This window comes from Anabaena catenula FACHB-362 (genome assembly GCF_014698735.1).
In the GTDB taxonomy this organism is placed as follows: domain Bacteria; phylum Cyanobacteriota; class Cyanobacteriia; order Cyanobacteriales; family Nostocaceae; genus Anabaena; species Anabaena variabilis_A.
The window spans coordinates 45712-70222 of record NZ_JACJTQ010000022.1; the positions used below are offsets into that span (position 1 = coordinate 45712).

Below are 24511 nucleotides of genomic sequence, written 5' to 3' on the forward strand. Positions count from 1 at the left end.
CTCTGGTAACTGATAACTGTTTACTGACAACTTAAATAAATGCCACGATTCTCATTTAGAGGCAACATAAAACATGGCACAAGCAGTAAATGCATCAAAAAATCTCCCTAGTGATCCTAGAAACCGGGAGACAGTTAGACCTGCTGGACGTGATCCACAGGATGGCAATCTAGAAACCCCAATTAATTCTTCTCCTTTGGTGAAGTGGTTTATCGGCAATTTGCCTGCTTATCGTCTAGGTCTAACTCCTTTTAGACGGGGACTAGAAGTTGGCATGGCTCATGGTTACTTGCTGTTTGGTCCATTTGCTAAATTGGGTCCACTGCGGGATGCTCCGAATGCTAACTTAGCGGGTTTACTGGGTAGTATTGGCTTGGTTGTGATTCTCACAGCCTGTCTATCCTTGTATGCTAATAGCAATCCGGCTAAAGCTCTTGCCAGCGTTACTGTTCCCAACCCTCCTGTAGATGCTTTTAACTCTAAGGAAAGCTGGAATAACTTTGCTAGTGCTTTCTTAATTGGTGGTATTGGTGGTGCGGTAGTTGCTTACTTTTTAACTGGCAACTTGGGCATCATTCAAGGTTTAGTCGGTTAGTTTGATTTCTAAATCATGGGTAATAGGTAATTGTTCAGTTATTTGTTGCTTTTACCTATTACCCATAAATAAAAAAATAGGTGTGTTGTTAAACTGCTAATTATCCAAATAAGACCGCTTCAATTTCCTTTACAGCGGTTTCAAAGTCGTTATTGACGATTTGAATATCAAATTCATCTGCGGCTTTAATTTCTGTTTGGGCGCGGTGCAAACGACGAACTATAGATTCTTCTGAATCTTGTCCCCGTCCACGTATTCGTTTCTCCAATTCTGAAAATGTCGGCGGCAGAATAAAAATGCTGAGGGCGCTAGGAAAGGAAGCACGAATTTGTCTTGCCCCTTCTAGCTCAATTTCTAGCACTACTAACTTACCAGACTGAATGTGGTCAAGCACTGTGGCACGAGGAGTGCCATAATAGTTACCAGCAAATTCTGCCCATTCCAAGAATTCTCCTTGAGCAACTAATTGTTCAAACTTGCTGCGGCTAATAAAGTAATAGTTTTTACCGTTTGTTTCTCCAGGGCGCGGAGAACGAGTCGTTAGAGATACTGAATAATACAGTTCTGGATGACGCTGGAGGAGCGTTTGCATTAAAGTACCTTTGCCAACTCCACTAGGACCTGTCAAAACAATCAGTTTGCCATGAGGCTGGCATTCTTTGGTAGTAGCACCACTATGTATGGGTAAAACTTGCATGATCCGTTCAACTTGTGAATTAATCAATAGATGTTATTCATTAGTCTTGTGTTACTTGCGAGGGCAAGCTGGGACTAAGAAATTTGTAGCACTGGTGACAGAAAATTTGTCTAATTCACATGGTACGGCCAATATAGTGCAAATGGCGGTGGGTTGATTACCCACCTAAGATTAATTATCTACAGTCTGATGGTCACGGGAAATAACAAAGCGATTTGCTACCGTTTCCGGCTGAATCGCTGATAAAATTACGTGGCTGGAATCAGTTATAATTACAGCCCTAGTCCGGCGACCATAGGTTGCGTCAACCAATTGACCTCTATCTCTGGCATCGGTAATAATCCGCTTAATTGGAGCAGACTCTGGACTGACAATGGCAACTACTCGATTGGCGGACACGATGTTGCCAAAACCTATGTTGATTAATTGAATGTCCATAAAAAAACTGACGCTAAATGCGCTAGAAAAAGCTTATTAGAAACTTATTCCAATGTTATACCTAAAGAATCGTAGTTACAACGCTTAAAGTCTTGATAAATTAAGTTTTTTAATAACAACTGCTTTTTTTTAGCTATTTATCAGCTAATTTTACTAAAAATCTTTCTAAAGATATATGCGAAATTATACTCATCAGAGATAAGAGAAAGCCCCTTTGACACTCGCCCCACCTCAATAACTATCGCTACGCTTATCTACTTCTAAGAACGAGCAATTATACTATATAGTGCGATACCTTAAGTGGACGCAGCGAACTGACAAGAAAGAAAAGTTTTAAAAACAAAAGCTAATAAGCGCGTTAGTTGAAAAAGCTAATTTTACGCTGATTGGTAATTCTGGCAACGGTGTACTTACGGAGAATACAGGTGCTAATGTCTTCGTTCTCAACAATGCGAATCAAGGTGTTGATATAGTTAATAATATGGAGATGACATGAACAAAATACAATAGTAAAACCTTAAGTAATTGTCAACTTTAAGACTAATTAAGGGGTATTCAATAGTAAGACTAATTCTATCAACAGTAACAATTGCAGCATTCATAGGAGTGATATTTGTCGCGTTCGCTACAGTGCGTTTGAGGTCTTTTAAGTACGGATTATCAACATTTTTGTGGTCATTTATTGTTGGTTTACTTGGTTCTAGTGCTGGTTTTTTTATCGGATGGTTGTGGTATAAATGGACGATACGAACAGATCCAAGTTTCTCAAATCCGAACTTGAGTGGTCTCAGTCACGGAATGATGGCAGGATATTTAATTTTTGTTTGGCTCTTTTGTGTTCAAACTGGAACGATTCTAGGTGCAATTTGGGGTGGAGTCTGTGGGTTAAGGTATTATCGTTCACGTGGTAGCCGAACCTGAATCTTAAAACATTTTGTGGCTTTGTTGCATGAAGGAAAAAAATCTACGCCTTTCCGCTTATACCCTTGGACGCAGGCAGTACCGCTCAACAATCTCTACATCAAGTTCACAGAAGTATCACTCAGTCCCCGACGCGGTAGAGTTTGATTTATCGCAGGATGCGATGCCAGAATTTGCTCAACTCGCGCTTGTTAGGACACGCTCAGAGAGTGTTGGCAATGGTGTTTGTGGCAGGTGATAAATTCCCCTTACCGGGGCATTGAAGCGGTGGTAATTGTTTATCATCTTGCTTTTACTTTAACTTGGTTTGAGTGCGCCCAATTTACCCATTTAGCTTGGTGGGCGCTTAGTTGTAATGGAAATGTGGCTGAAAACTAAATCACCTAGCGCTCTTCGTCTTTTTCAATTCTTGCCATCTTTGTTGTAATTGTTTCCAGTTAGGAGTATGACCACCGTAACGCCAACTTACATAAGCTTGACAAATTTCATCTATTACCTGAGCAGTTTCTCTAGGATGTTGTTGATATGACACTTGGGCGTATTCCAGAGGTGTCTGGGCTGGATGTTTAGCCAAACCCTTTTCGGCTGTCCATTGTAGCATTTGTTGATACAGGCTTTCCATTGGGGGCAATTTTTTTAACCAACGAAGATTAAGCCATTTTCGCCACTGTACCCAACCCAGCCAACCTAAAAACGCTGTGGTTGTCCCTACAATTAAGCCAGTGAATACCCCTAACCAACCTTGAGAAAATAAAGCTAAAAACCAAGCGATCGCTCTAACGAACCAGCTAAATATTGTCCCAAATACATTATTAAGCAACCCTGTAACGGGTGAAGGTAGCCAACCAGCTACCCAATTCCAAAACTGACGTAGGACGCTAAACGTCCGATCTTCCTCAATTGAAGGAGGAATTAAGGGATGATTGGGAATTGGATCAAAACTGAACCAGCCATATTTAGGAAAATAAACTTCCGTCATGGCATAAGCATCAGTGTTACGGACAACATACATTCCTGTAAATGGATTAAACTCTCCTGGAGCAAATCCTGCTACTAACCGTGCGGGAATGCCTATAGAACGCAACATTACAGTCAGTACAGTAGAAAAGTGGTCTGGATAGCCTCCTTGATTTTTGAACAAAAAGGATTCTACCAGGTCATCTTTCTTCTCTAAATAAGGTAGTCCGAAGGGATTTTCAGGGACAGAGTAATTTTGCTTGAGGTATTGAGCTAGGTAAAGTGCTTTTTCGTAAGCTGAATTTAGGGTTCTAGTGTCTTCAGTTCGAGAAACCCGTTCACGATTATAGTTAGCCAGAATTTCTTCTGTTTTTTGTCGGACTTTATCGCTAATTTCTGGGGGAATTTGCAGGTAATAATTCTTGATATTGCGGGGATATTTAGTCGAGGCTTTACCTAACAAAGTGCGATCGCGGTAGGGGACTTCCGAAACTACCGTGTATGTCATCCCTTCTGATAATTGCACAGGCGATCGCAAACCCCCTTCGGTATCAACTGCGATCACAGGCCCCGGAAAATACATTTCTTTGGGATAAGACAGAGTGGGAATCAGGTTAGGTAAATCTGATACTACATTATAAGTTTGTACTACTTCTTTGGTTGGAGTTGTGATGATTGGCAGATCAAGGGAAATTTTGTAAGACCAAGGCAATTGCTTAAGAGTAGTAACTCGCTCATTACGAGAAATATCCCATCCCTTGCCTGTATAGCGATCAAAAGCCAGAACTCTCCAAAAACCTTCAGCTTGGGATCTAACCCGCATCACCACCTTGGGTTTCATTTCTCCCCGGAGGTTTTGGTTCATCTGGCTATTAAAACCGTAATAAAAATTATTATCTATCTTTCCTGCTTCACCATTTCTTCCTTCTCCCGTGCCGCTACCATTACCTTGACTATTACCTTGGCGAACATAACCGGGATTATTGATATTGCGCCCTGTAAATGGCCCTTTTAATTCAATGGGCGCACTTACAGGAAACGAACGTAGCTGATAACCAGGAACCCTCGGTAAAACTGCGAAAATTCCCAATCCTAGCCCCAAAATTATCAAAAAATTTACAACTAAAAATTTAAAATTGAAGCTTGAAGAATTCTTCTTAGCAATTTTTTCTTGTTTTCGAGGCTTTAAACCTAAGCGTGAGCGGTAATCTAGAACTAAAGTTGGCAAAGCCACGCCTAAAAATAACAGCAACACAGGAGCAAACCCCATAGTTTGACTTAATGTTGCAGCTACACCTAATAATATTAAGCCGATAACTATCGAATAACCCAAATCCTTGCGGCGAGGAGTATCATAGCTATGTAGCACCTGAAGTTGAATCAGTAATTCTGCAAGACTTAGCCTTGTATCATTCCACTCACCGATAAACCTCCCAAAAAAAGCACCTAGTGCCACCAACATTCCTATAGCAATACAGAATTTGACAGGAATATTAGCATTGCGGCGACGGTAGTGACTCCAAATAGCACCCACCATACTCAGAGGCACTGCCCAAAAACTAAAGGTAGTCTCAGATGCAATATCCGTCGCCACAGTCCCTAAAATTACCAGTGCTAGCACCAGCACCCGTAAGGGGATTGAATCTTCCACTTCGGCTAAAGACGACCTTCGTCTAGTTTGTCGCCAGTAATCACCTACAGGTAAGCGCCAAAACCGATTCATCCTGGATAAATTTAACATTTTTAAGTAAGTAAAACTATGATGTAGACGCTACGGACACAATGCTAAAAACAAAAACTGATTACCTTGTCTTCAATTTTAGCCCTACCCTATCCTATCTTTAGACTGCCGTTGGGCATCTAAGGAAATCTACGTATTTTCGCAAGTGTCCCGCTCATAGTTACTTCTTAATAGATGCCCTAATTACTATTCTTGACAAAGAGGAGTAAGCTTGAAAACCAGGATTATTATCTTTTGCGATCGCTGTTTATCAATTGAGAGTGCTAGCAGTGGTAATTGGAACTACATCGTGAGATTAATGGCTAATAGTAATGGTTGTTGTTCTAGTTCTGGACATTCAATTTCCAGAGTATAAGTCTGGCTGGCACGCTTGCAGTATAATTCCACACTTGCTTTGTTTGAATCTCCAGATTGTGAGACTGCTTGAGTACCATTGCCCTGAAGTTTCAAAACCCCTTGAGTGGGTAATTCACTGTGAACACGTAACTTCGTTAGCTTACCCAGGGACTGTAATTCTACTCTGATACTTAGAGTTCCAGCAGTAGTTTGCCATTGTTTTTCTATCACCGGATTAGTGAAGGAAATAGGCAAAGTCAGATTTTCTAGCAGTTGTTTAGCTGCCATTAAAGACAACGCCATTTGCTGACGTGGTTGTAAATCTGAGTAATCACTCTGAATATTGGGTATTGTCTCTAGAACATCTACAGAACGATAGGCGCTTCTGAGTACCAAGCCAGCTACATCATTTATTAACTGGTAATCTTCAGGAAAAAAGCTCTCTACAGCCTGAACCAGTTTAGGTCCTAAGGGTAGAGAAGATGTCAGTAATAACTGACACTTTTCCATCAATTGCTGGAAAATTTTTTCTGGTAAAGAAACTGGCAGATTGAGTTTCGATTGCTGTGCCAACCACCCCCAGGCAGGAACTAAGGCAATCGATGGCTCTTCCACAAATTCGGGATAATCTATTAATTGGCTTTCCCAAGGGAATAAAGGTGGGTGGTTTTGGATTTCGACTTGTAACCGACGCTTGAGGACGGCTTGAAAACGTTCTTGCACAGTAGGAATTTCTCCTAGTTGAAAGGTTTGGGGTTTTCCTCCCAACTCTGGCTCACCACTTATGTAGCGGCTTCCTTGAGAGGGTCTTCTACCCCATCAATTTTCTCACACTCTACCGAGGGATACTCGCCGGTTTGACATTATCTGCCAACAACAAATCGAGTAACTGGTATTGTAAGGGTTGTGAGTCACTATTCATGGGTAGATGCACTAGATCCGGACACTAATGAGTTACGAATTTCCCAAGCTTGTTCCAAAATCTTAAACCATCGTTTTTGCAGTTGTGCCATTGACAAGCCTAAGGTTTTGGCAATTGTTTCGTCCGATTCTCCTTGTTGCTTCAAATCCAGTAAAGACCGATGTTGATCATCCAACTGTGCTGTGTAGACTTGCCATTGATGAGGGGTCAAGCCTAAATTCGTGGGTAGAGAAGCTTCTAACCATTCATGAACTAATTCCCAACGATGCAAGAGTGCAAACCGAATTAAATGATATTTAAAGCGCTGCTGTAAGTAATCTCGCTGACGCGGGGTTAAACCTAAAATTGATTCTATTTCCGGCGCTGATAAGTCCTGGAGGCGGAGGGAGAAATAATCGGCACAGTCTGATTGTTGCCTTTGCTCTAAATAATCCATTAACTCCGTAATCACAACTGAACGCAGGGTGTCTTCTTCTAGTTCTGGTTCTGGTTGCATTGCCATTGCTGATCGCAATTGTTGTATGGCTGGCTCTTCCCAAGATCCATCAAATTCACCACTACTGCCTTCAGAAGCTTTTTCTATGTCTACGGTAGTTTCGGGAGGTTGCTGTTGTGAGAAGGTTTGCGCTCGCAAGATAATTAGCTGTTGTTGTCTTCCTGGTAAGGGAATACGGCGTTTACCATAGCGCTCGGTAAAGGCCATGTACTCGGCTAATTCTAGTAAGGTTTGGGGGCGATAGGTAGATTCTTGTTGATTCTCCCTGCGGAAAGCATTCAAGGCCTCCAGATAAAAACTCTGAAGAAAATCTTCTATGATAGTCAGCCGCCCTTGATAGCTCAATTGCTTCTGAGGAGGATTAATATAGCGATAAATGATTGCACTGAGAGTACTATGTAACTCTATTCTGCCCCGATTGGAACCCAACTGATAGTACCGGAGACATTGTTGCAGCCGATGTCGGGCTAGGGTCATTGCGGAGCTTTCTATTTCACCGGAAGCTTGAATGCGTTTACTCTCATTACAAATTCGCAGTACTTCACCAGCAATTCGTAATGATACACTGCGACAATTTTTTTCTGTAGCCTTGGTTGACTGCTGTAGTTCTTTCAATAGGAATTGAAATATAACCTCCACGCCGATAGACTTGTCTCCCTGAGTAGTTGCGGTTGCGGCTGAATTCATAGTCTGAATTTTAAAAAGACCCTAACATACTTAAACACAACCGGGAAGGTTATGGGTGTTAGCTTGATAGGTTTTGCGTGTCAGTTGTCCCTGTTCACTCTTCCCTGATTTAATATTTTGGAGATTACTCAGGAGCTATTGATAAGTCATGACAGATTTAGAAGCACAAATTCAATTGCTGATTGACAATGCACCTCAGGATGGTATGACACCAAAAATTTTGGACACAATTGCCCCTGCTCTGAGAACGATCGCTCAAAAGTTACGCTACCCCCAGTACTATATTCTCCAAAATTTACAGGAAAATTGGATTTTAACTACATTAAGTAACAAGGCAAATCCAGAATTAGAGAAGCGAGTGGTTTACGCTTTTCCTAGATTACAGGATGTTTCCTTGTTCTCATCTGTTGGACTTAACCCTCAAACAATAGCTAAAGCCATTCCTGTCATTCACATTTTGTTTCAATTGGTTGCATTAGAGCCAGTAGATAGTATAGTTTTTTTTGAGACTCCTGGCACAACCAGTAACGCTAATGAAGTGGGGAGGACTGAATTGCAAAAATTGATTCAGCAGCATTTGCAACAACACAGGCCTAATAGGCAAGTGCCTCCTGATATTGCTTGAAGGTGTTGGGTATTGGGTAAGATGCTTCTTCCCAGTCCCCATTCCCCAGTCCCTAATAAAGCCGACTTAGTACATAATCAGTCATGTTAATTAATGCTTGCAGTGAATCGGAGGGTTCTAGGATGGCAATATGTTCAGCCGCCACCTTCGCATGATGAGCAGCTAATTCTCTAGCTCTCTGTATGCCTTGGCTTTCTGAAATCAGCCCTAGTGCCTGCTCTAAATCTCCTTCTTGGGCAAACTCTCTTTCAATCAGCACTTCTAGATAAGGTTGTTCCTCTAAGGCAAATAATACTGGTGCAGTTAGATTACCGCTTTTCAGATCCGATCCGGCTGGTTTACCTAAAGTATCTGTAGAACTAGTGAAATCTAGAATATCATCTACTATTTGGAATGCCAGACCAATATGCTTACCGTAGTTATACAAATTTTCGGCACTCTCAGGGGAAACTTCGCTAAGTAATCCCGCTGCTTTAGAACTGTTAGCAATTAATGAGGCTGTTTTGTAATAACTCTTTTTCAGGTAAGTTTCCGTCGCCAGATTAGTATCAAAACGATTTAACCCTTGTTGGATCTCCCCAGATGCAAAATCCATGATCACTTCTGAAAGCAGTTTGACTACATCCAAGTTATCCAGATTTGCTAAATACCAGGACGACTGAGCAAAGAGAAAATCTCCTGCTAGTACAGCAATGCGATTACCAAACAAACTATGAACGGTAGGTACACCACGGCGTACGTCGGACTCATCCACTACATCATCGTGTACCAAGCTGGCTGTGTGGATCATTTCCGTAATCTCTGCTAGGCGACGATGACGGGGCGTAATATCTTGTTTTAGCATGGTTGCCCGTGATATTAGCAGCACAATTGCTGGTCTGATACGCTTACCCCCGGCTCCAAACAAATGTTCGGCTGCTGCATAGAGGATGGGGTGGCGATTTCCAACTAGCTGTGTGAGGTTATCTGCTAGTATCCGCAGGTCTGCTTCCACAGGGGTGAACAGGGAGGTGGCTGGGGTCATGGATGGGTGGACTCTGACTTAGGTTACGAAAGTTTACATATCCTTTACTCATTTTAAGATAACCCAGTGCCAGCGCAAAGTTTTCCTCAGGGAATCCGATGCTCAATTATCTGCAAAAAAGATCTAAAAAATGTTTGCTATGTTGGACTACTTGTGCTATTTAGATCGCTTTTCTGCCAGAAAAAGAATTATTTATTGAAACCGCTGGCTTTATACATGGATTTATTCTCCTCCTTGTTAATTTATTTCCCATTCAAACTGCTTGATATAAAGCTTGTGTGTAAACAGCTATAAAATTTGAAATTTAGTCTGGAAGTTAGCTAAAAATCTAGTTTAGTTATGTTACGCTAAAGTATAGGAATTTTAAATTTTTTCAGATATTCACTTCCCAAAAAGCAAATCACCTTTAAGTGATTATACTCATTGGTGCTGTGAGTCTAAAATAGCAGGTCGCCTACAGAATTAAGGGAATGATTCCTAAAGGTTTGCTGTGCGACCAATAGACCTTTTAGGTTGGATGATGTGCCTCCTGTTAGGGAAGCCACTACACTTATTCAGCGACCGTTGAGCATAGTGTAGCTCTGACTAGATTGGTGTGAGGGTAAATAACGCAGACTGGGTAGACTGCTGAAGAGCGCAGTTAATTTGCTATTTAGGTAATTAACTACTGTCGGATGTGTGGTCTGCGAAAAATTAAATAAAATCATAAATTCGTTAACCTGAGAGAATTAACACTCTACTGGGCGATTTTTCATAGCCAACTACAGTAATCAAGTACATTCTTGATTGGCTGAAGTTCTAATGTTTTTGTATGCGATTTTATATTCCCTTGAGAGCAGGGCTGGTAGAACAATGATTTACGGAAATATGCCTATGTTGATATTTATTTTAGCTGCTGGATATTTATTCACCGTCTACTTATTATTAGCACTAGCAAAGCGAACAAGCAAAAAAGGTGTTCTTAGAAGTGGAGCTTCAGCTATACAGGATCAGCACAATCAGCAAAGAGGACTAAGGACAAAAGTAACTGAGGTAGTCAATAGTCAATAAAAAAGTACCGAGTACTGAGTCGTTAGTACTGAGTACCGAGTACCGAGTACCGAGTAAAAAAGTTATAGCAGGTTTCATGTATTTAGACCACACTCTTGATTCCTTTCTGGAGCGCCTGGAGCGCTATGCCAGTTGCGACAACGGGGGAAGCCGGGCAACGCAATGGCTCCTCTGTCATTAACTCTCGACTCTTGACTTTCAACTCGGTACTCGGTACTTGGTACTCGATACTAGGATACTGTAGCATCAATAAGAAATACCTGTTCTACCAGAGGAGTATAGCCCAACCACTGTAATCCAGACTGAGCAAATTGTTGCGGACAACCGCTGACAGCAAAGCGAGTAGGCATTGGTAGGTGAGTATTTCTGATGGTTAATAGGTCTAACTCTTGAGCGCAAGCTGCCACAACATGAACCGCTGGGTCAACCAGCTTGACTTGTGAGGGGAGGAGCGATCGCAGTACAGGTGCTAAATGGGGATAATGGGTACAGCCATAGACTAAGGTGTCAATTTCCTGTTTGATTAAAGGCTCCAGATATGATCTAGCCACTTCTAGGGTGTAGGGGTCGTTAATGCGATTTTGCTCAATTAGTGGGACAAATTCTGGACAACTGACTTGCCAGACTTGGACATCGGGTTGTATTTCTACAATAGCCTGACGATAGGCATTACTTTTGGCAGTTGCTGGGGTAGCAATGACACCAATACGCTTACCTTGCTGTACTGCGGCCTTTGCTCCTGGTAGGATTACTCCGAGAATGGGGAAACTAAATTCTTGACGGACATTTTCTAGAGCCAGGGCAGAACTGGTGTTACAAGCCATAATCACCATTTTTACCCGTTGCTGTTGCATCCAGACCAGTATTTCCCGAACATATTGTAAAATTTCGGCTTGTGAACGAATGCCGTAGGGAAGATGGGCTGTATCCCCAAAGTATATAATTGATTCATTGGGAAGTTGCTTGTAGAGTTGTCGCAGTACCGTCAGCCCACCTACTCCACTGTCAAACACCCCAATGGGGGCGCGTTGAGGTTCTTTATCCGAGAAATTGTCAAGATTACTTTCAAAAATGGAAGATGAATACACAGGCAAATTATTGATTGAGATTTTGCTATTTAAAATACAGAATTTAGCAGACAATTTTCTCCTTGACCACTAAATTCCGTAACCAAAATTAAGTCTATATACCAACTGCGTAATTAGTAATTTGGACTACATTTTAAAGCAAGTATTATCATCTTTGTTGTAAGTACTTGAGGATACCACGAGCGATCGCATCAGCCATGCGATTTTGGTACTCTGGTGATCCTAAACGGGGGTTATCCTCACGACCAGTCATATAACCTGTTTCCACTAAAATCGCTGGCATAGAATTTTTCCTAAGTACATAGAATCTAGCCTTGCGGGTTCCCCTGTCTTTAATCGTACTGATATCCTGAAGAATAGTGTTGCGAACAGTTTCTGCCAGACCATAACCACTGTCGTAATAATATACTTCTAACCCATTCACATCAGGACGACTATCTACTGCATTAGCGTGAATGCTGACAAACAAAGTCGCATTTACTCGCTTGGCTATATCTACCCGTCCTTGTAGTTCCACAAAAAAGTCAGCATCTCGCGTCATCACAGCTTGTACGCCATTTTGCTCTAAAATCGCAGCCACTCTTTTACCAATTGGCAAAATGACATCCTTTTCTAACAAACCGCCTAAACCGGGAGCGCCGGAATCTTTACCGCCATGTCCGGGGTCAATAACTACTAGTAGTTTTCCTCTAGGAACAGATAGACGCGGTTGTGGCTGAGAACGTATTTGAGAACTATCTATAGGATCTGGTAGTTGTCTGCTATTGACTGATGGTAAAGGAGGTAAATTTATTGGGGGTGTTACCTGCCGAGAGCGTTCTAGCTGTAGAGCTAAAAGCTTTTCTCCCACCTGGTTAAGTTCCCCAATTTGTACACCAGAGGCAGGTTGAACAAAGATAACTACAGTGTTGGCTTGGGGTTGTAGACGTACTCTGAGGACAGGACTATTAGCATTAAAAGCAGGCCCTTGTACTTTACTTGCTAACTTAGCATTGGGAATAATGATACGAAATAAACCAGAGGTTCTATCCCAGCCACCAGTAGCAGATACAGCTTGGTCGGCTCTAATTAATAGTTGTGTACCATTACCAGCCAGTTCTACAGACCCAATTGTGGCTGGAGAGTTGGGAACAATTGCTGTAGAAGGTTGATTTTCTGGTAATCTCACCAGACGATTAGGCAGTAAAACAAAACCGTTAGTATTGCTAGTTGTGGCTCGCCAGTCCGGGCTGTTGCTATCTACCCGCAAAGTCATACGGACACTAGGTGTTTGACTTGACAGTTGGGTAAATTGGATACGGCTGATACCATAGCGATTAATCAACAAATCCCTTTGTCCAAGTTTTGGTGATAAAGCTGCGCCGGCAATTTCAATATTAATTAGGCGGTTATCTTCACTACGATTAACTTGAATCTGGGGATTACCACCACTGGTACCAACGAAAAAACCATCCCCTGTGACTCGCAAGTTTTCAATTTGAACTACTCCCCCGGTGGTGTTGACTGCTATGTCACGGTTAGGAAGGGTGACAGGAGATGTTGTCACCATATTGTAAGTATTTTTAGGGGTAACTGCGGGGGTGAATGGTGATTGAGGGGGTATAAATTTGGGTGTTTCTGTAGCTTGCTCTCCTGTATAGCCAGAGGATGGTAGTGCTTCAGCTTCTATCTGTGGTAATTCTACTATCCAGCGGCTGCTACTAGCTCCCGTGAATTTGATTAGGGTGGGGTCTAGTGTATAACCAGGAGTAAGTTCTACAACTAGGCGCGTTGTTTGTTCATCAAACTGCCCAATGCGGATAGCACGAATTGCTCCACCGATCTGTTGGGTTAACTGAGGACGACCAAAGGTAGTACCTGGCAAATCAATTACTAACCGAGTTGGGTTAAAAATTAGTTGTGCTTGGGGCTGAACAGAACCAGAGGTGTTAATTTCCAAGCGGTTTTGATTGGTATCAAAGCGCCAAGATTCTAATTTCGCAGCCATTGCAGGCGACGATAGTATGAAGATAGTTCCAAAAGTGCTGGGTATTAACCAGTGTAGTTTCACAGTCGTTTCTCCTGATTCGCATTCATGGGAGTCGTCAATATCTCAACATCTTGGCAAATCCTCACACCTTTACCGCCCAAACTTTAGCTTTGCGCTGGTATCGAGACACAGCTAATGGCGTAACACTATAGCATAGGTTTTTAATTTTGCCATGCTGTAAGCGTAAATTAATTTAGCCTGCAAAGCATCAGATTACACCAAAAATAACTATCAAAATTAACCGTAATCATAAAATCCCCTTTTTCTAAGTAGAAATACTAATCCAATCAGGTTGGTGATGGGGACTATTGAATATTCAAAAAATGTTGATGGTCAAATGTGGCGAGTGGTACAAACGAAGGTGAATTACTTATCTTTGCCTTAAATATTGGAGGATTCCTTGAGCGATCGCTTCGGCCATCTGATTTTGATAAGCTGAGGTTCTAAGTTTAGCAGCATCTTCCTGACCGGTGATAAAACCCGTTTCTACTAAAATTGAGGGCATAGAACTTTTTCTGAGAACATAAAATCTGGCTTTCCGCACTTTGCGGTCTCTGACATTGAGACTTTGAAGAATTCTGTTATGGACAATGCGAGCTAAAGTCACACCATTGTCGTAATAATAATAAGTCTCTAAACCACTGACCTCGGGACGACTGGCTCCGGCTGAATTAGCATGAATACTGACAAATACATCAGCGTTAGCTCTTTCGGCCATTTGTACTCGTCCCGGTAGGCTCACAAAATAATCAGAATCCCGTGTCATTACCGCTTGTACGCCGTTTTGCTGTAAAATCTCTGCTACCCTTTTGCTAATGGGCAAGATGATATTTTTTTCTTGTATTCCACCAATACCAACTGCTCCTGAGTCTTTACCACCATGTCCAGGGTCAATGATAACTAATAATTTTCCTTTTGGAACTGAGGCACGCGGACGGGGCTGGGGAGTTCTGATATTTGGGTCTGGTAATTGTCCACTGTTGGCTGATGGTAAGGGAGGTAAGCTAATGGGGGGTCGTACTTGACCATATCGTTGCAATTCTAGAGCTACAATCTGGTCGCTAACTTGATTAAGCGCCCCAATTTGTACACCAGATGCTGGCTGAACAAAAACAACTACACTGTTGGGTGCTTGCGGTTGCATACGTACCCGAAGAACAGAGCTATTGGTATTTAAAGTAGGACCTTGTACCTTACTAGCTAACTTAGCATTGGGGATTGTGATGCGAAATAGTCCACTAGACCTATCCCAAGCACCAGTAGCCGATACAGCTTGGTCGGCTCTAATTAGTAATTGTGTGCCATTAGCAGCTAGTTCTACAGATTGAATAGTAGCCGGGGTGTCGCTAACAGGGCGGTTAATGGTAGATGGAATCGGTGTTGATTGATTATTATTTCCAGGTAAGCGGACAACACCCTTAGTCGGTAGTAGAACTAAGCCACCAACACTGCTGATACTAGCCCGCCAGTCGGGGCTATTTTTATCTACTCGCAAGGTGAGGCGGACAGAGGTTGGTTTTGTTCGCAGTTGGGTGAATTCGATGCGGCTGACACCATGCTGATTTACTGGTAAATTCCCTGGTGCTAGACCAGGTGATAAAGTAGCACCGGAGATATCCATAAAAATGGTGGTGTTATCACGGCTACGATTTATCCTCACCTGGGGATTACCACCACTGGTACGAATAAAAAAACCATCCCCTGTGGCTTGTATTTTCTGAATTTGAGTAATTCCGGCTGTGGTGTTGGCGGCTGTTGAAAACTCAGGTTGAGCCTGAGAGTCTATTGTCACTAAACTATAAGTATTAGTGTTGCTAGAAGCTGGAACTTTCTCAAATTCTAGCTTTGGTAATTGTACTTTCCAACGACTGGCAGTTGTGCCGACAAATTTAATTAAATCAGGGTTTAAAGTATAACCGGGAGTGAACTCCACAACTATGCGTGCTGTTTGGGGGTCAAACTGTCCAACTCGAATTGAGCGAATAGCACCACCTACTGGTTGAGTTAATTGAGATCGCCCAAATTTGGTATTTGGCAAGTCAATTACCAAGCGAGTGGGGTTAAAAATTAGTTGTGCTTGGGGTTGTACAGCACCAGAAGTATTAATTTCTAGTTGGTTTTGATTAGCATCAAACCGCCAAGATTCTAATTTTGCCGCTAAAGTTGGCGAAGCTAGTAAGACGATAGTTCCAAGAGTACCGGGTAGTAATGAGTATATTTTCAAAGTTATTGCTCCTGATTTACATTTCGAGATATCTAATGAATTTTGGATTTACGATGACAATTTCTAACTATAACAATCCTAAATTCTTTTAAAAAGATATTAAATAGCCAATAGAACTTGTTTTTAAACTGCGACTCTGGCACTAATACAAAGACAAAATGAATAATGAACAATCAGTCAAAATTTAAAATTCATGAAAAGCCTTGCTCCTCAGTTTTTAAAATTTTGTAGGTGCAAGCTTTGCCGTTAGGCTATTTTGAATTTTGAATTCTTTAATTTTGTCAACATCTTAGTCAGAATAAAAAACAACTAAAAATTGATTATCACAGGAGACGGCGATTGAGAAAGATAAGTTTCCGTTAAGTATTACAGCAGTTTTGCTGAAGGCAGTAGGAAAATAAGCTTTATATAAGCCAAAATATACTTGTCCATAATCAACTATGGACAAGTACAACTCACAAACCGACTACTTATTCAGACTCTCCTATGAATCTGAGGAATCTTCCAACGCTCCAGCATGATTTGCTGCTGCTACTGCTAATGATGTATCATCTGAACCGTCTAAAGTAGCTGCGGTTGTTGATTCAGGAAATACGAATCTTAACAGAGGGGGAGCTAAAAAAGTGGTGAGAATTACCATCATAATAATTGCTGCTCCTAGTGGTTTGGAAAGAACACCACTAGCAGCCCCTACACCAGCAAACACTAAGCCGACCTCACCTCTAGGAATCATTCCTACACCAATAGCCAAACGATTGATGTTAGGTTGTCCAAACACGGCTAAACCTGTGATTACTTTACCGATTATGGCGACTGTAATCAGGAAAGTTGCCATAATTAAACCTTCCCGATTGCTGGGGATTGCTGGGTTTAATACTCCAAAATCAGTTTTTGCCCCAACAGTGACGAAGAAGATCGGCACTAGTATATCAGCGATGGGAATAACTTGCTTTTGCAGTTCTTTGCGTTTGTCTGTTTCTTCTAGAACTAAACCTGCTGCGAAAGCGCCGAGAATTGCTTCCAAGTGGATAACGGCAGCAAAATAGGCCATCACAAAAGCGAAAATGAAGGCGGGTATGATCAATTCACCGCGTGTTTTGAGTTTGTCTGCGATCGCCACGAAGGACTTATTGAAAACATTACCCAACACAATCGCACCGACGAGAAAACCAGTAGCGCTGGTAATTAAATAGATGACATTACCCACATCTACTGCGCCATCTTTCGCTAAACTGGCAACTACAGCCAGGACGATAATTCCAAGTACATCATCGATTACAGCTGCACCCAGAATAATTTGTCCTTCTTTAGAATTCAACCGTCCTAGTTCTGAGAGGACTTTGGAAGTAATACCAATACTAGTAGCAGTCAAAGCCGCCCCAGCAAAAATCGCTGGTATAGCACTGATGCCAAACAAAGCCATTAACCCTACAGTTCCGGCTGCGAAGGGTACTGCTACCCCTACGACTGCGACAACGACAGCTTGAATACCGACTGCCATTAAATCTTTTAAGTTTGACTCCAAACCAATTTCAAATAGCAGGATAATCACACCCAGTTCTGCTAAAACAGAAACGACTTCTGACTGTGCGGCAAACACTTGCGGTGTGGCTTCTGGACTTAAACCAGCAGTGATTTGCAGGAAAGTCATGATTAAAGAATTAGAACTGTCTGTACCACCTTCAGGAAATACTAACAGATGGAGTACAGAGACACCGATGATTACACCACCAACAAGTTCACCTAATACGGGGGGTAAACCGACTCTGTTTGATAATTCCCCTCCCACTTTGCTGGCGAAGTAAATTACCACTAAACTCAGTAGCACAGAGGCTATTACCATCGAACTGTCTACGGTTTCTGTGGCACTTGCCAACAGGGGAACAGTCAAATTGATTGCATTGAAAAACTGCATTGGTTCTGTGAATATCCTTCTCTTTATTTTTACCTTGTTATCGAAACCATGTCATAGCCCTAGACATATACCTGCTACTTACAGTAACCATCATTTTTTTAGTTTTTTAGATATTGAGTAGGCGGCAGACGTGAATATTTTTCGTAGGTATGTGGCTGCTATAGATGAGAGAAAAAGGTTTGAGCCTTGTTAATCTTTCGTTAAATAGTTAAGTTTATTTGCACCAATCTACTGTAGGTTTTATAATCTAGGTATAAATTAATTGATGTTTTCTGCCAAATCTATTAAGTGCTGCCAATGGAAATCTGAGACGGGGACGACGTAAAGTCTTGGAAGTCTGACCAAATCAAAGTCGGTAAAATGACTATCTTGTTTAATTTGGCTGAGGGTGATGGGTTGAGTTACCCTGCGTACTGCCCGTAAATCAATAGCTGCCAGTTTGCTATCGTTTGAGGTGGGGTCAGCGTAAGGTGAAGAGTTGACATCCACCCTGCGAGTCAAAGCGACGGGGATTCCTAAGACTCACGACTTAGGTTTCTGCTTCATAGCACCAGCTTTCCTATAAGGACGGGGTTTAAAACCCAGTTTTTCGATAAATCAAAGCCAAATCATCAGGGAGCATTGTCCGCAAATGTTTCAGGGCTAGGGGATTCTTGACTCCATCTCATACTGTACTACAGTCTTGTTCTAAATCAAAGTAAGAATAATTTTCTGGTTCTGTTTTTAGCAGCCAATCAGCCATCATCAAACCTGCACAAATTTTACTGTGATTTTTTCAGTTGCCAAAAATGTAACCAAGCAACTTTTTGATTGCGGCAATGTCAAAGTATAAACATCCAAATGTAATTAACATCTGGATTTTAGTTGTGAACATCTCTGGCGTGAAAGTTCCCTAAAAGCTGGAAAATCGGTATAAATTTTTTGAGGAGTGTACATCTAATGATGCATAGAGCTACTTTATCCAGTTCTGGTTTTCAGCAGGGTGAGTTTTGGAAAAGACTGTCTTTGAGCTTACTGTTATTTATGATTTTTACATTACCTGCATCGGCACAAGAAAAAGAAAAACTATGGCGCACTTTGACGGTGAGTGGTCGTGGGGTGGAAACAATTCCTACCACCTTGTCGCAAGTGAATTTAGGTGTAGAGGTTCAAGGTAAAACAGCGCAGGAAGTACAAAAAGAAGCAGCCCGCAGGTCATCAGCTGTAGTCAATCTGCTGAAAAGCCGCAACGTAGAAAAATTAGAAACTACAGGGGTTCGGCTTAACCCAGTATATAGCTACACTAATAATGTACAAAAAATTACGGGTTATGCTGCCACCAATACGGTGAGTTTTCGTATTCCTGTTGATCAAGCTGGTACGTTGTTAGACGAAGCTGTAAAAACTGGGGCGACACAAATTAGCAGTGTGAGTTTTGTCGCTAGTGATGATGCGATCGCCAATGCCCAAAAACAAGCACTTAAAAAAGCTACTCAGGATGCTCAACAGCAAGCAGAAACAGTTCTCGGCACATTGGGGTTGAAGTCGAAAGAAATCGTCAGTATTCAAGTCAATGGTGCAAGTGCGCCACCGCCACCCATGCTTTACCGGGCTGAAGCTAAGTTAGCTAATGCAGATGCTTCTACCCCCATAGTTGCTGGTGAACAAGAAGTACAAGCATCAGTAACGCTGCAAATTAGTTATTAGTTATTAGTTATTAGTTATTAGTCATTGGTCATTCATTGGTCATTGGTCATTAGTCATTGGTCATTAGTCATTGGTCATTGGTCATTGGTCATTGGTCATTGGTCATTGGTCATTGGTCATTGGTCATTAGTCATTAGTCATTAGTCATTAGTCATTAGTCATTTGGAAGGTTCTAGATGATTCTGATTTTCTTCTATTCTTCCTCCTGACTCCTGACTCCTGACTCCTGACTCCTGACTCCTGACTCCTGACTCCTGACTCCTGATTCCTGACTCCTGACTACATTAGAAATTATCTGGAGACATATCAGCCATACCGCCGTCTCCGTCACGCTTAGAACCTAGTAACTCTAGTTGTTCTACATGAATAACTGGACTAGAACGGTTGACTCCGGTTTGGCGATCGCTCCAGGAATCAAATTTCAAGGAACCTTTAACAGCAATTTGCTTACCTTTACGGACATAATTACCTGCTACTTCTGCCGTTTTTCCCCACAGTTCTAGATTAAACCAGTCTGTATGTTCGCCTTCACGTGTACGCCGATTAACTGCTAGGGTTAATCGGCACTTAACTGTTCCAGACTCAAAATACTTTATGTCCGGGTCGCCGCCTACACGTCCGATCAGAGTGACAACATTGATGCTCATAGGTGTTACCTTTTAGTATAAAAGTACTATATTATTGTGAATAATATAATATCTAATTGTAAAAATATTTAAAATATGTTAAGTAATTAGCAATATCATTAATTCCACACAATGATTCAAAAATTACTTGGCATTATTGCCAAAATTATACGGTTATACTGAGTGACTTGGGAATAGAGAAAATAAGAGGCCTGAAACTTCCATCAAAATTGACAAAAGTTTTGGAAAAAATAGTCTGTTTGACTGGAGTCAGGCGAAAAAACATAATAGAATCCAGCACAATTAACTCTGACGTTATAGTCATAAGTAGCGCAAATAGGGGGCTTAGAGACGCGTGGGTCTTTTTAGGAACTTTCGCTCATCATGGGATATGGGTATCGACCTCGGTACAGCCAACACCCTAGTTTATGTATCTGGTAAAGGAATTGTACTCCAAGAACCTTCAGTAGTAGCCATTGATCAAAATGAAAAGGTAGCGCTGGCAGTTGGAGAAGATGCTAAAAAAATGCTGGGTCGGACACCAGGTAATGTAATTGCCGTTCGTCCCCTGCGTGATGGTGTCATTGCTGATTTCGATACCGCCGAATTAATGCTGAAAAGCTTTATCCAGCGAGTAAATGAGGGCAGATCCCTGATTTTACCTCGGATTGTCATTGGTATTCCCAGCGGGGTGACAGGAGTTGAAAGACGGGCTGTAATGGATGCGGCTACTCAAGCTGGGGCGAGGGAAGTATATTTGATTGATGAGCCAGTAGCAGCAGCAATCGGCGCAGGACTGCCGGTTGCTGAACCCACTGGTAACATGATCATTGATATTGGTGGTGGCACAACAGAAGTAGCGGTGCTGAGTCTTCAGGGTACAGTAATCAGCGAATCAGTCCGAATCGCGGGTGATGAGTTGACTGAAGCAATTATTCACTACATGAAGAAAGTTCATAACTTAGTCATTGGTGAACGAACAGCTGAAGATATCAAAATTCGGATTGGCTCTGCCTATCCTACCAATGATGATGGCGATGCTATGATGGAAGTCCGAGGTTTGCATTTGCTGTCTGGATTACCGAGAACTGTTACCATTAAAGGCCCGGAAATTCGGGAAAGTATGTTGGAACCGCTATCAGTAATTATAGAAGCAGTCAAGCGGACACTGGAACGCACACCCCCAGAACTAGCATCAGATATCATTGATCGGGGAATTATGCTGGCAGGCGGTGGTGCATTACTCAAAGGCTTAGATACGCTGATTAGTCATGAGACAGGTATTGTGACCCATATTGCCGCTGATCCCTTAAGTTGTGTTGTCTTGGGAACGGGTCGTGTGTTAGAAAACTTTAAGCAACTAGAACGGGTATTCAGCGGCCGTTCTCGCAATATGTAGCCAAAAAGTAGATTGATACTGGATTCTGTATATGTGAATTATAGAATCCAATATCCTGAATAATTTATAGAATATACACAGGTATAAATGTTTACTGCACGCCGTTGGTGGGAACATAAGGGTTTACAAATAGGTTTGTTAGCCGTAGTAGTTGGTAGTGCTTGGACACTGCGACAGACTCAAGGCACACTACTGCTGGAGATATATCAAGGTATTACCCGTCCATTACAGATATTACAACCAGGAATAAGTCCTGAAGAACGTATCCGTGACGCTCGGTTTATGGAGTTACAAACACGCATAGTTGATCTGGAAAGTCAAAATCAAAAACTCCAAAGTTTATTAGGTTACGCAGAGAAAGATCAGGGTTCAGCTAAACCAGTTCTAGCGAGGGTAGTGGGACGCAGTGCTGATCACTGGTGGCAACAAGTGACTCTAAACCGGGGTAAAAATGCTGGTATTCAAGAAGGTTTTATTGTCAAAGCAGATGGTGGATTAGTGGGTTTGGTAGAAAGTGTCACTCCCAATACTAGCCGTGTGTTGTTAGTTAGCGATCTGAAAAGTCAAGTAGGTGTCACTATTAGCCGCACAGCAGCCAAGGGAGTTTTGCGTGGTGATTCTTCTGCCGAAGGAGTGCTAGAGTTTTACGAAAAAGTTCCTAATGTTAAAGTTGGTGATTTAATTTCTACTTCTACTTATAGTCAGAAATTCCCTGCTGGCTTATCGGTAGGACGAGTTAAGTCTCTGGATTTAAAGAAACTCCCAGCGTCAGTGGCGAAAGTCGAGCTTTTTCCGCCAATTCGATATTTAGATTGGGTAACTGTATATCCTAAGCCAGAAAACACAGATCCGGAAAAACCCAATGTGACAGATCAACAGTAGAAAAAGTCTGATTAAATAGTTGACAATTTGGCAAAACGATGAAAATTCCTGGATTTCCTGGTAACAGACAGAGAAAAGCACCATCGCCAGACCGAAAATCCACATCCTTGATCCCAGGGTTGAGACATTGGTATCCTTGGGTGCGTCAATTGCTGGATTGGGCAGTCACATCTGGCTCTGTGCTGTTATGTCTACTGTTGTTACCAACCCGTTTACCAGGTATGGAATTATTGGGTATCGGTCCTAACTGGGTACTAATTTGGGTGGTGGCGTGGAGTGTGAAGCGATCGCTCTTTGTTGGTGCTTTCGCAGGTGTAGTGATTGGCTTATTACAAGATGCGATGACATCGCCTAACCCTTCTCATGCTATAAGTTTGGGGATAGTAGGGATGCTCACTGGTCTCATTCAGAAGCAGCGTTTTATTCAAGAAGACTTTATTTCTATTGCTTTAATTGTCTTTGGGATGGCGGTGCTGGCAGATACTATTTTTGCTGTGCAGTTGTCTTTGGTAGGCGATCGCAAAGTGGAAGACATTTGGACATACTACCAGCGTGTTGCTTTAGCATCTGCTATTTTGAGTAGCTTGTGGGCCCCTGTCGTTTATTATCCCTTAAATCGCTGGTGGCAACAGACAAAATTAATTCGTAATTCGTAAGATTATTGAGTACCTAGATATATATGTTCAAGAGTTAGTTAACATGAATAACTCCCCAGCGGTAGCTCCAGCAGATGCATCTTCACCCAAAGACACTCAAGAGAATCAACTTCTAGGACAATCTGTCATCAGCGTGGATATCCCAGCCCAAGAAATGGTAGGTAGTGAATTTGACTCCCGAATCATGCAACGGTGTATAGAACTAGCCCGTCGCGCTTTGGGGAGGACTTCACCAAATCCATTAGTGGGGGCGGTGGTTGTCAAAGATGGGGAGATTGTGGGAGAAGGGTTTCATCCCCGCGCGGGTGAACCTCATGCCGAAGTTTTTGCCCTTAAAGCCGCCGGAGATAGCGCTCGTGGAGCTACAATCTATGTCAGTCTTGAACCTTGTAACCACTACGGACGAACTCCACCCTGTTCGGAAGGGTTGATAAATGCTGGTGTGTCTAAGGTTGTAGTGGGTATGGTTGATCCTAATCCTCTGGTAGCTGGAGGGGGGATTGCCCGGTTACGTGCAGCGGGAATCGAAGTGGTTGTAGGGGTGGAGGAAGCAGCTTGTCAAAAGCTAAATGAAGGTTTTATACATCGCATTCTTTACAAACGACCTTTGGGAATTTTGAAATATGCCATGACCTTAGATGGCAAAATTGCAGCTAGTTCTGGTCATAGTACTTGGGTGACAAATCAAGATGCCCGTAGTGAAGTACATCAACTTCGGGCGGCTTGTGATGCTGTAATTGTTGGTGGAAATACGGTACGACAAGATAATCCTTATTTAACCAGCCATCAGGCGGGTGGGCATAATCCCCTGCGGGTGGTGATGAGTCGCAGCCTCAACTTGCCAGAAAATGCTCATCTATGGGAAGTTGCTGAGGCTCCAAGTTTAGTTTTGACGGAAATTGGCAGTTCACGCGATTTTCAAGCAATGCTGCTTAAAAAGGGAGTAGAAGTGGTGGAATTTCCATCACTAACGCCCGAATTAGCAATGACTCATTTGTACGAGCGAGGTTTTTGTAGCGTGCTGTGGGAATGCGGTGGTACTTTAGCAGCAAGTGCGATCGCACAAGGAGCAGTACAAAAAATCCTGGCTTTTATCGCCCCCAAAATCATTGGTGGTAGTAATGCTCCTACGCCCGTGGGCGACTTAGGTTTTACTACCATGACTGAGGCTTTACCTTTAGAACGTGTTCGTTGGCGTGTTGTAGGTTCTGATTGCTTAGTGGAAGGTTATTTACCACAAAGAATTCAGTAAGTAAGTGGGCGTTAAAAATTGTCGTTATGACAAGGGAACTCTTAACAGGGAACGGGGAACAGAGAAGAGGTTTTGGGATATTTTACTTTTCGTTACATATTACTCTTCGAGAAGCCGCTCCGCGTCTACGGTTTTTTTCTGTTCACCTACTTAATCATTGGTAATTAGTGTTGACGGTAGCCTGCCGTATGACTCCTCCGTCGTCACGCAAGCTATAGGCATATGGTGATTTTCTCCCCATCTCCGTGTCACCGCGTCACCGTGT

At 42.3% G+C, this 24511-nt stretch carries 21 protein-coding genes; 9 read left to right on the top strand and 12 right to left on the bottom strand.

The genetic code is table 11. From position 1 onward, the window contains the following. Window positions 1-73: 73 nt before the first annotated feature. Window positions 74-595: a photosystem I reaction center protein subunit XI gene (locus H6G68_RS15210; protein WP_127055183.1), complete on the top strand. Its 522-nt coding sequence runs from the start codon at window positions 74-76 to the stop codon at window positions 593-595. Window positions 596-695: 100 nt separating this feature from the next. Here H6G68_RS15210 and gmk read toward each other — a convergent pair whose 3' ends face one another. Together gmk and remA are read right to left on the bottom strand one after the other, a co-directional pair. Continuing rightward, window positions 696-1292, bottom strand: coding sequence for a guanylate kinase (gene gmk, locus H6G68_RS15215; protein ID WP_190907428.1), 597 nt, complete (start codon window positions 1290-1292; stop codon window positions 696-698). Between the two features lie 171 nt (window positions 1293-1463). Continuing rightward, window positions 1464-1730 carry an extracellular matrix/biofilm regulator RemA gene (gene remA, locus H6G68_RS15220; protein WP_016949896.1) on the bottom strand — a complete coding sequence of 89 codons (267 nt, stop codon included), beginning with the start codon at window positions 1728-1730 and terminating at the stop codon, window positions 1464-1466. A 1155-nt stretch (window positions 1731-2885) separates the two neighbouring features. Between remA and H6G68_RS15225 the strand changes: the two genes are divergently transcribed. Then, window positions 2886-3029: a hypothetical protein gene (locus H6G68_RS15225; protein WP_242045277.1), complete on the top strand. Its 144-nt coding sequence runs from the start codon at window positions 2886-2888 to the stop codon at window positions 3027-3029. Between the two features lies 1 nt (window position 3030). Here the strand turns inward: H6G68_RS15225 and H6G68_RS15230 are convergent, their stop codons facing one another. From H6G68_RS15230 to hetZ, 3 genes are all read right to left on the bottom strand, one after another. Continuing rightward, a complete protein-coding gene (locus H6G68_RS15230) occupies window positions 3031-5349 on the bottom strand; it encodes a transglutaminase TgpA family protein (protein ID WP_242045279.1) in 2319 nt (772 codons plus the stop codon). 282 nt (window positions 5350-5631) lie between these two features. Then, window positions 5632-6453: a PatU gene (locus tag H6G68_RS15235; RefSeq protein WP_190907391.1), complete on the bottom strand. Its 822-nt coding sequence runs from the start codon at window positions 6451-6453 to the stop codon at window positions 5632-5634. Between the two features lie 146 nt (window positions 6454-6599). Continuing rightward, a complete protein-coding gene (gene hetZ, locus H6G68_RS15240) occupies window positions 6600-7790 on the bottom strand; it encodes a heterocyst differentiation protein HetZ (RefSeq protein WP_190907392.1) in 1191 nt (396 codons plus the stop codon). Between the two features lie 148 nt (window positions 7791-7938). On the opposite strand from hetZ, the gene H6G68_RS15245 reads away from it, so the two are divergent. Continuing rightward, window positions 7939-8415, top strand: coding sequence for a hypothetical protein (locus H6G68_RS15245; RefSeq protein WP_190907393.1), 477 nt, complete (start codon window positions 7939-7941; stop codon window positions 8413-8415). A 52-nt stretch (window positions 8416-8467) separates the two neighbouring features. Here H6G68_RS15245 and sds read toward each other — a convergent pair whose 3' ends face one another. Then, window positions 8468-9439, bottom strand: a complete 972-nt coding sequence (sds, locus tag H6G68_RS15250; RefSeq protein WP_190907394.1) for a solanesyl diphosphate synthase — start codon at window positions 9437-9439, stop codon at window positions 8468-8470. Between the two features lie 852 nt (window positions 9440-10291). Here sds and H6G68_RS27230 point away from each other — a divergent pair. Further along, on the top strand, window positions 10292-10489 hold the full coding sequence (locus H6G68_RS27230) for a hypothetical protein (protein ID WP_242045281.1): 198 nt from the start codon (window positions 10292-10294) through the stop codon (window positions 10487-10489). A 230-nt stretch (window positions 10490-10719) separates the two neighbouring features. Here the strand turns inward: H6G68_RS27230 and murI are convergent, their stop codons facing one another. The 5 genes from murI to H6G68_RS15275 all read right to left on the bottom strand — a co-directional run bounded on the left by murI (window position 10720) and on the right by H6G68_RS15275 (window position 18246). Then, the gene (murI, locus tag H6G68_RS15255; RefSeq protein ID WP_190907395.1) at window positions 10720-11577 is read right to left on the bottom strand and encodes a glutamate racemase; all 858 of its coding nucleotides are present in this window, start codon (window positions 11575-11577) and stop codon (window positions 10720-10722) included. A gap of 148 nt (window positions 11578-11725) precedes the next feature. Further along, the gene (locus H6G68_RS15260) at window positions 11726-13627 is read right to left on the bottom strand and encodes an N-acetylmuramoyl-L-alanine amidase (RefSeq protein ID WP_190907396.1); all 1902 of its coding nucleotides are present in this window, start codon (window positions 13625-13627) and stop codon (window positions 11726-11728) included. Window positions 13628-13976: 349 nt separating this feature from the next. Continuing rightward, window positions 13977-15830: an N-acetylmuramoyl-L-alanine amidase gene (locus tag H6G68_RS15265; RefSeq protein WP_190907397.1), complete on the bottom strand. Its 1854-nt coding sequence runs from the start codon at window positions 15828-15830 to the stop codon at window positions 13977-13979. Window positions 15831-16314: 484 nt separating this feature from the next. Then, on the bottom strand, window positions 16315-17745 hold the full coding sequence (locus H6G68_RS15270; RefSeq protein ID WP_190907398.1) for a cation:proton antiporter: 1431 nt from the start codon (window positions 17743-17745) through the stop codon (window positions 16315-16317). 258 nt (window positions 17746-18003) lie between these two features. Then, on the bottom strand, window positions 18004-18246 hold the full coding sequence (locus H6G68_RS15275; protein WP_199332610.1) for an EVE domain-containing protein: 243 nt from the start codon (window positions 18244-18246) through the stop codon (window positions 18004-18006). A 441-nt stretch (window positions 18247-18687) separates the two neighbouring features. On the opposite strand from H6G68_RS15275, the gene H6G68_RS15280 reads away from it, so the two are divergent. After that, entirely contained in the window at window positions 18688-19431 is a 744-nt protein-coding gene (locus H6G68_RS15280; protein WP_190907431.1) for an SIMPL domain-containing protein, read from the top strand. Between the two features lie 284 nt (window positions 19432-19715). Here H6G68_RS15280 and H6G68_RS15285 read toward each other — a convergent pair whose 3' ends face one another. Continuing rightward, a complete protein-coding gene (locus H6G68_RS15285; RefSeq protein WP_190907399.1) occupies window positions 19716-20078 on the bottom strand; it encodes a single-stranded DNA-binding protein in 363 nt (120 codons plus the stop codon). Between the two features lie 370 nt (window positions 20079-20448). Here H6G68_RS15285 and H6G68_RS15290 point away from each other — a divergent pair, with 370 nt between their 5' ends. The 4 genes from H6G68_RS15290 to ribD all read left to right on the top strand — a co-directional run bounded on the left by H6G68_RS15290 (window position 20449) and on the right by ribD (window position 24246). Continuing rightward, entirely contained in the window at window positions 20449-21456 is a 1008-nt protein-coding gene (locus tag H6G68_RS15290; protein ID WP_190907400.1) for a rod shape-determining protein, read from the top strand. A gap of 87 nt (window positions 21457-21543) precedes the next feature. After that, complete coding sequence (gene mreC, locus H6G68_RS15295) at window positions 21544-22338, top strand: rod shape-determining protein MreC (RefSeq protein ID WP_190907401.1); 795 nt, start codon at window positions 21544-21546, stop codon at window positions 22336-22338. A gap of 38 nt (window positions 22339-22376) precedes the next feature. Next, a complete protein-coding gene (gene mreD, locus H6G68_RS15300; protein ID WP_190907402.1) occupies window positions 22377-22994 on the top strand; it encodes a rod shape-determining protein MreD in 618 nt (205 codons plus the stop codon). Between the two features lie 43 nt (window positions 22995-23037). Further along, window positions 23038-24246 (top strand): bifunctional diaminohydroxyphosphoribosylaminopyrimidine deaminase/5-amino-6-(5-phosphoribosylamino)uracil reductase RibD, encoded by a 1209-nt coding sequence (ribD, locus tag H6G68_RS15305; RefSeq protein WP_190907403.1) that lies wholly within the window; start codon window positions 23038-23040, stop codon window positions 24244-24246. Window positions 24247-24511 lie beyond the last annotated feature (265 nt).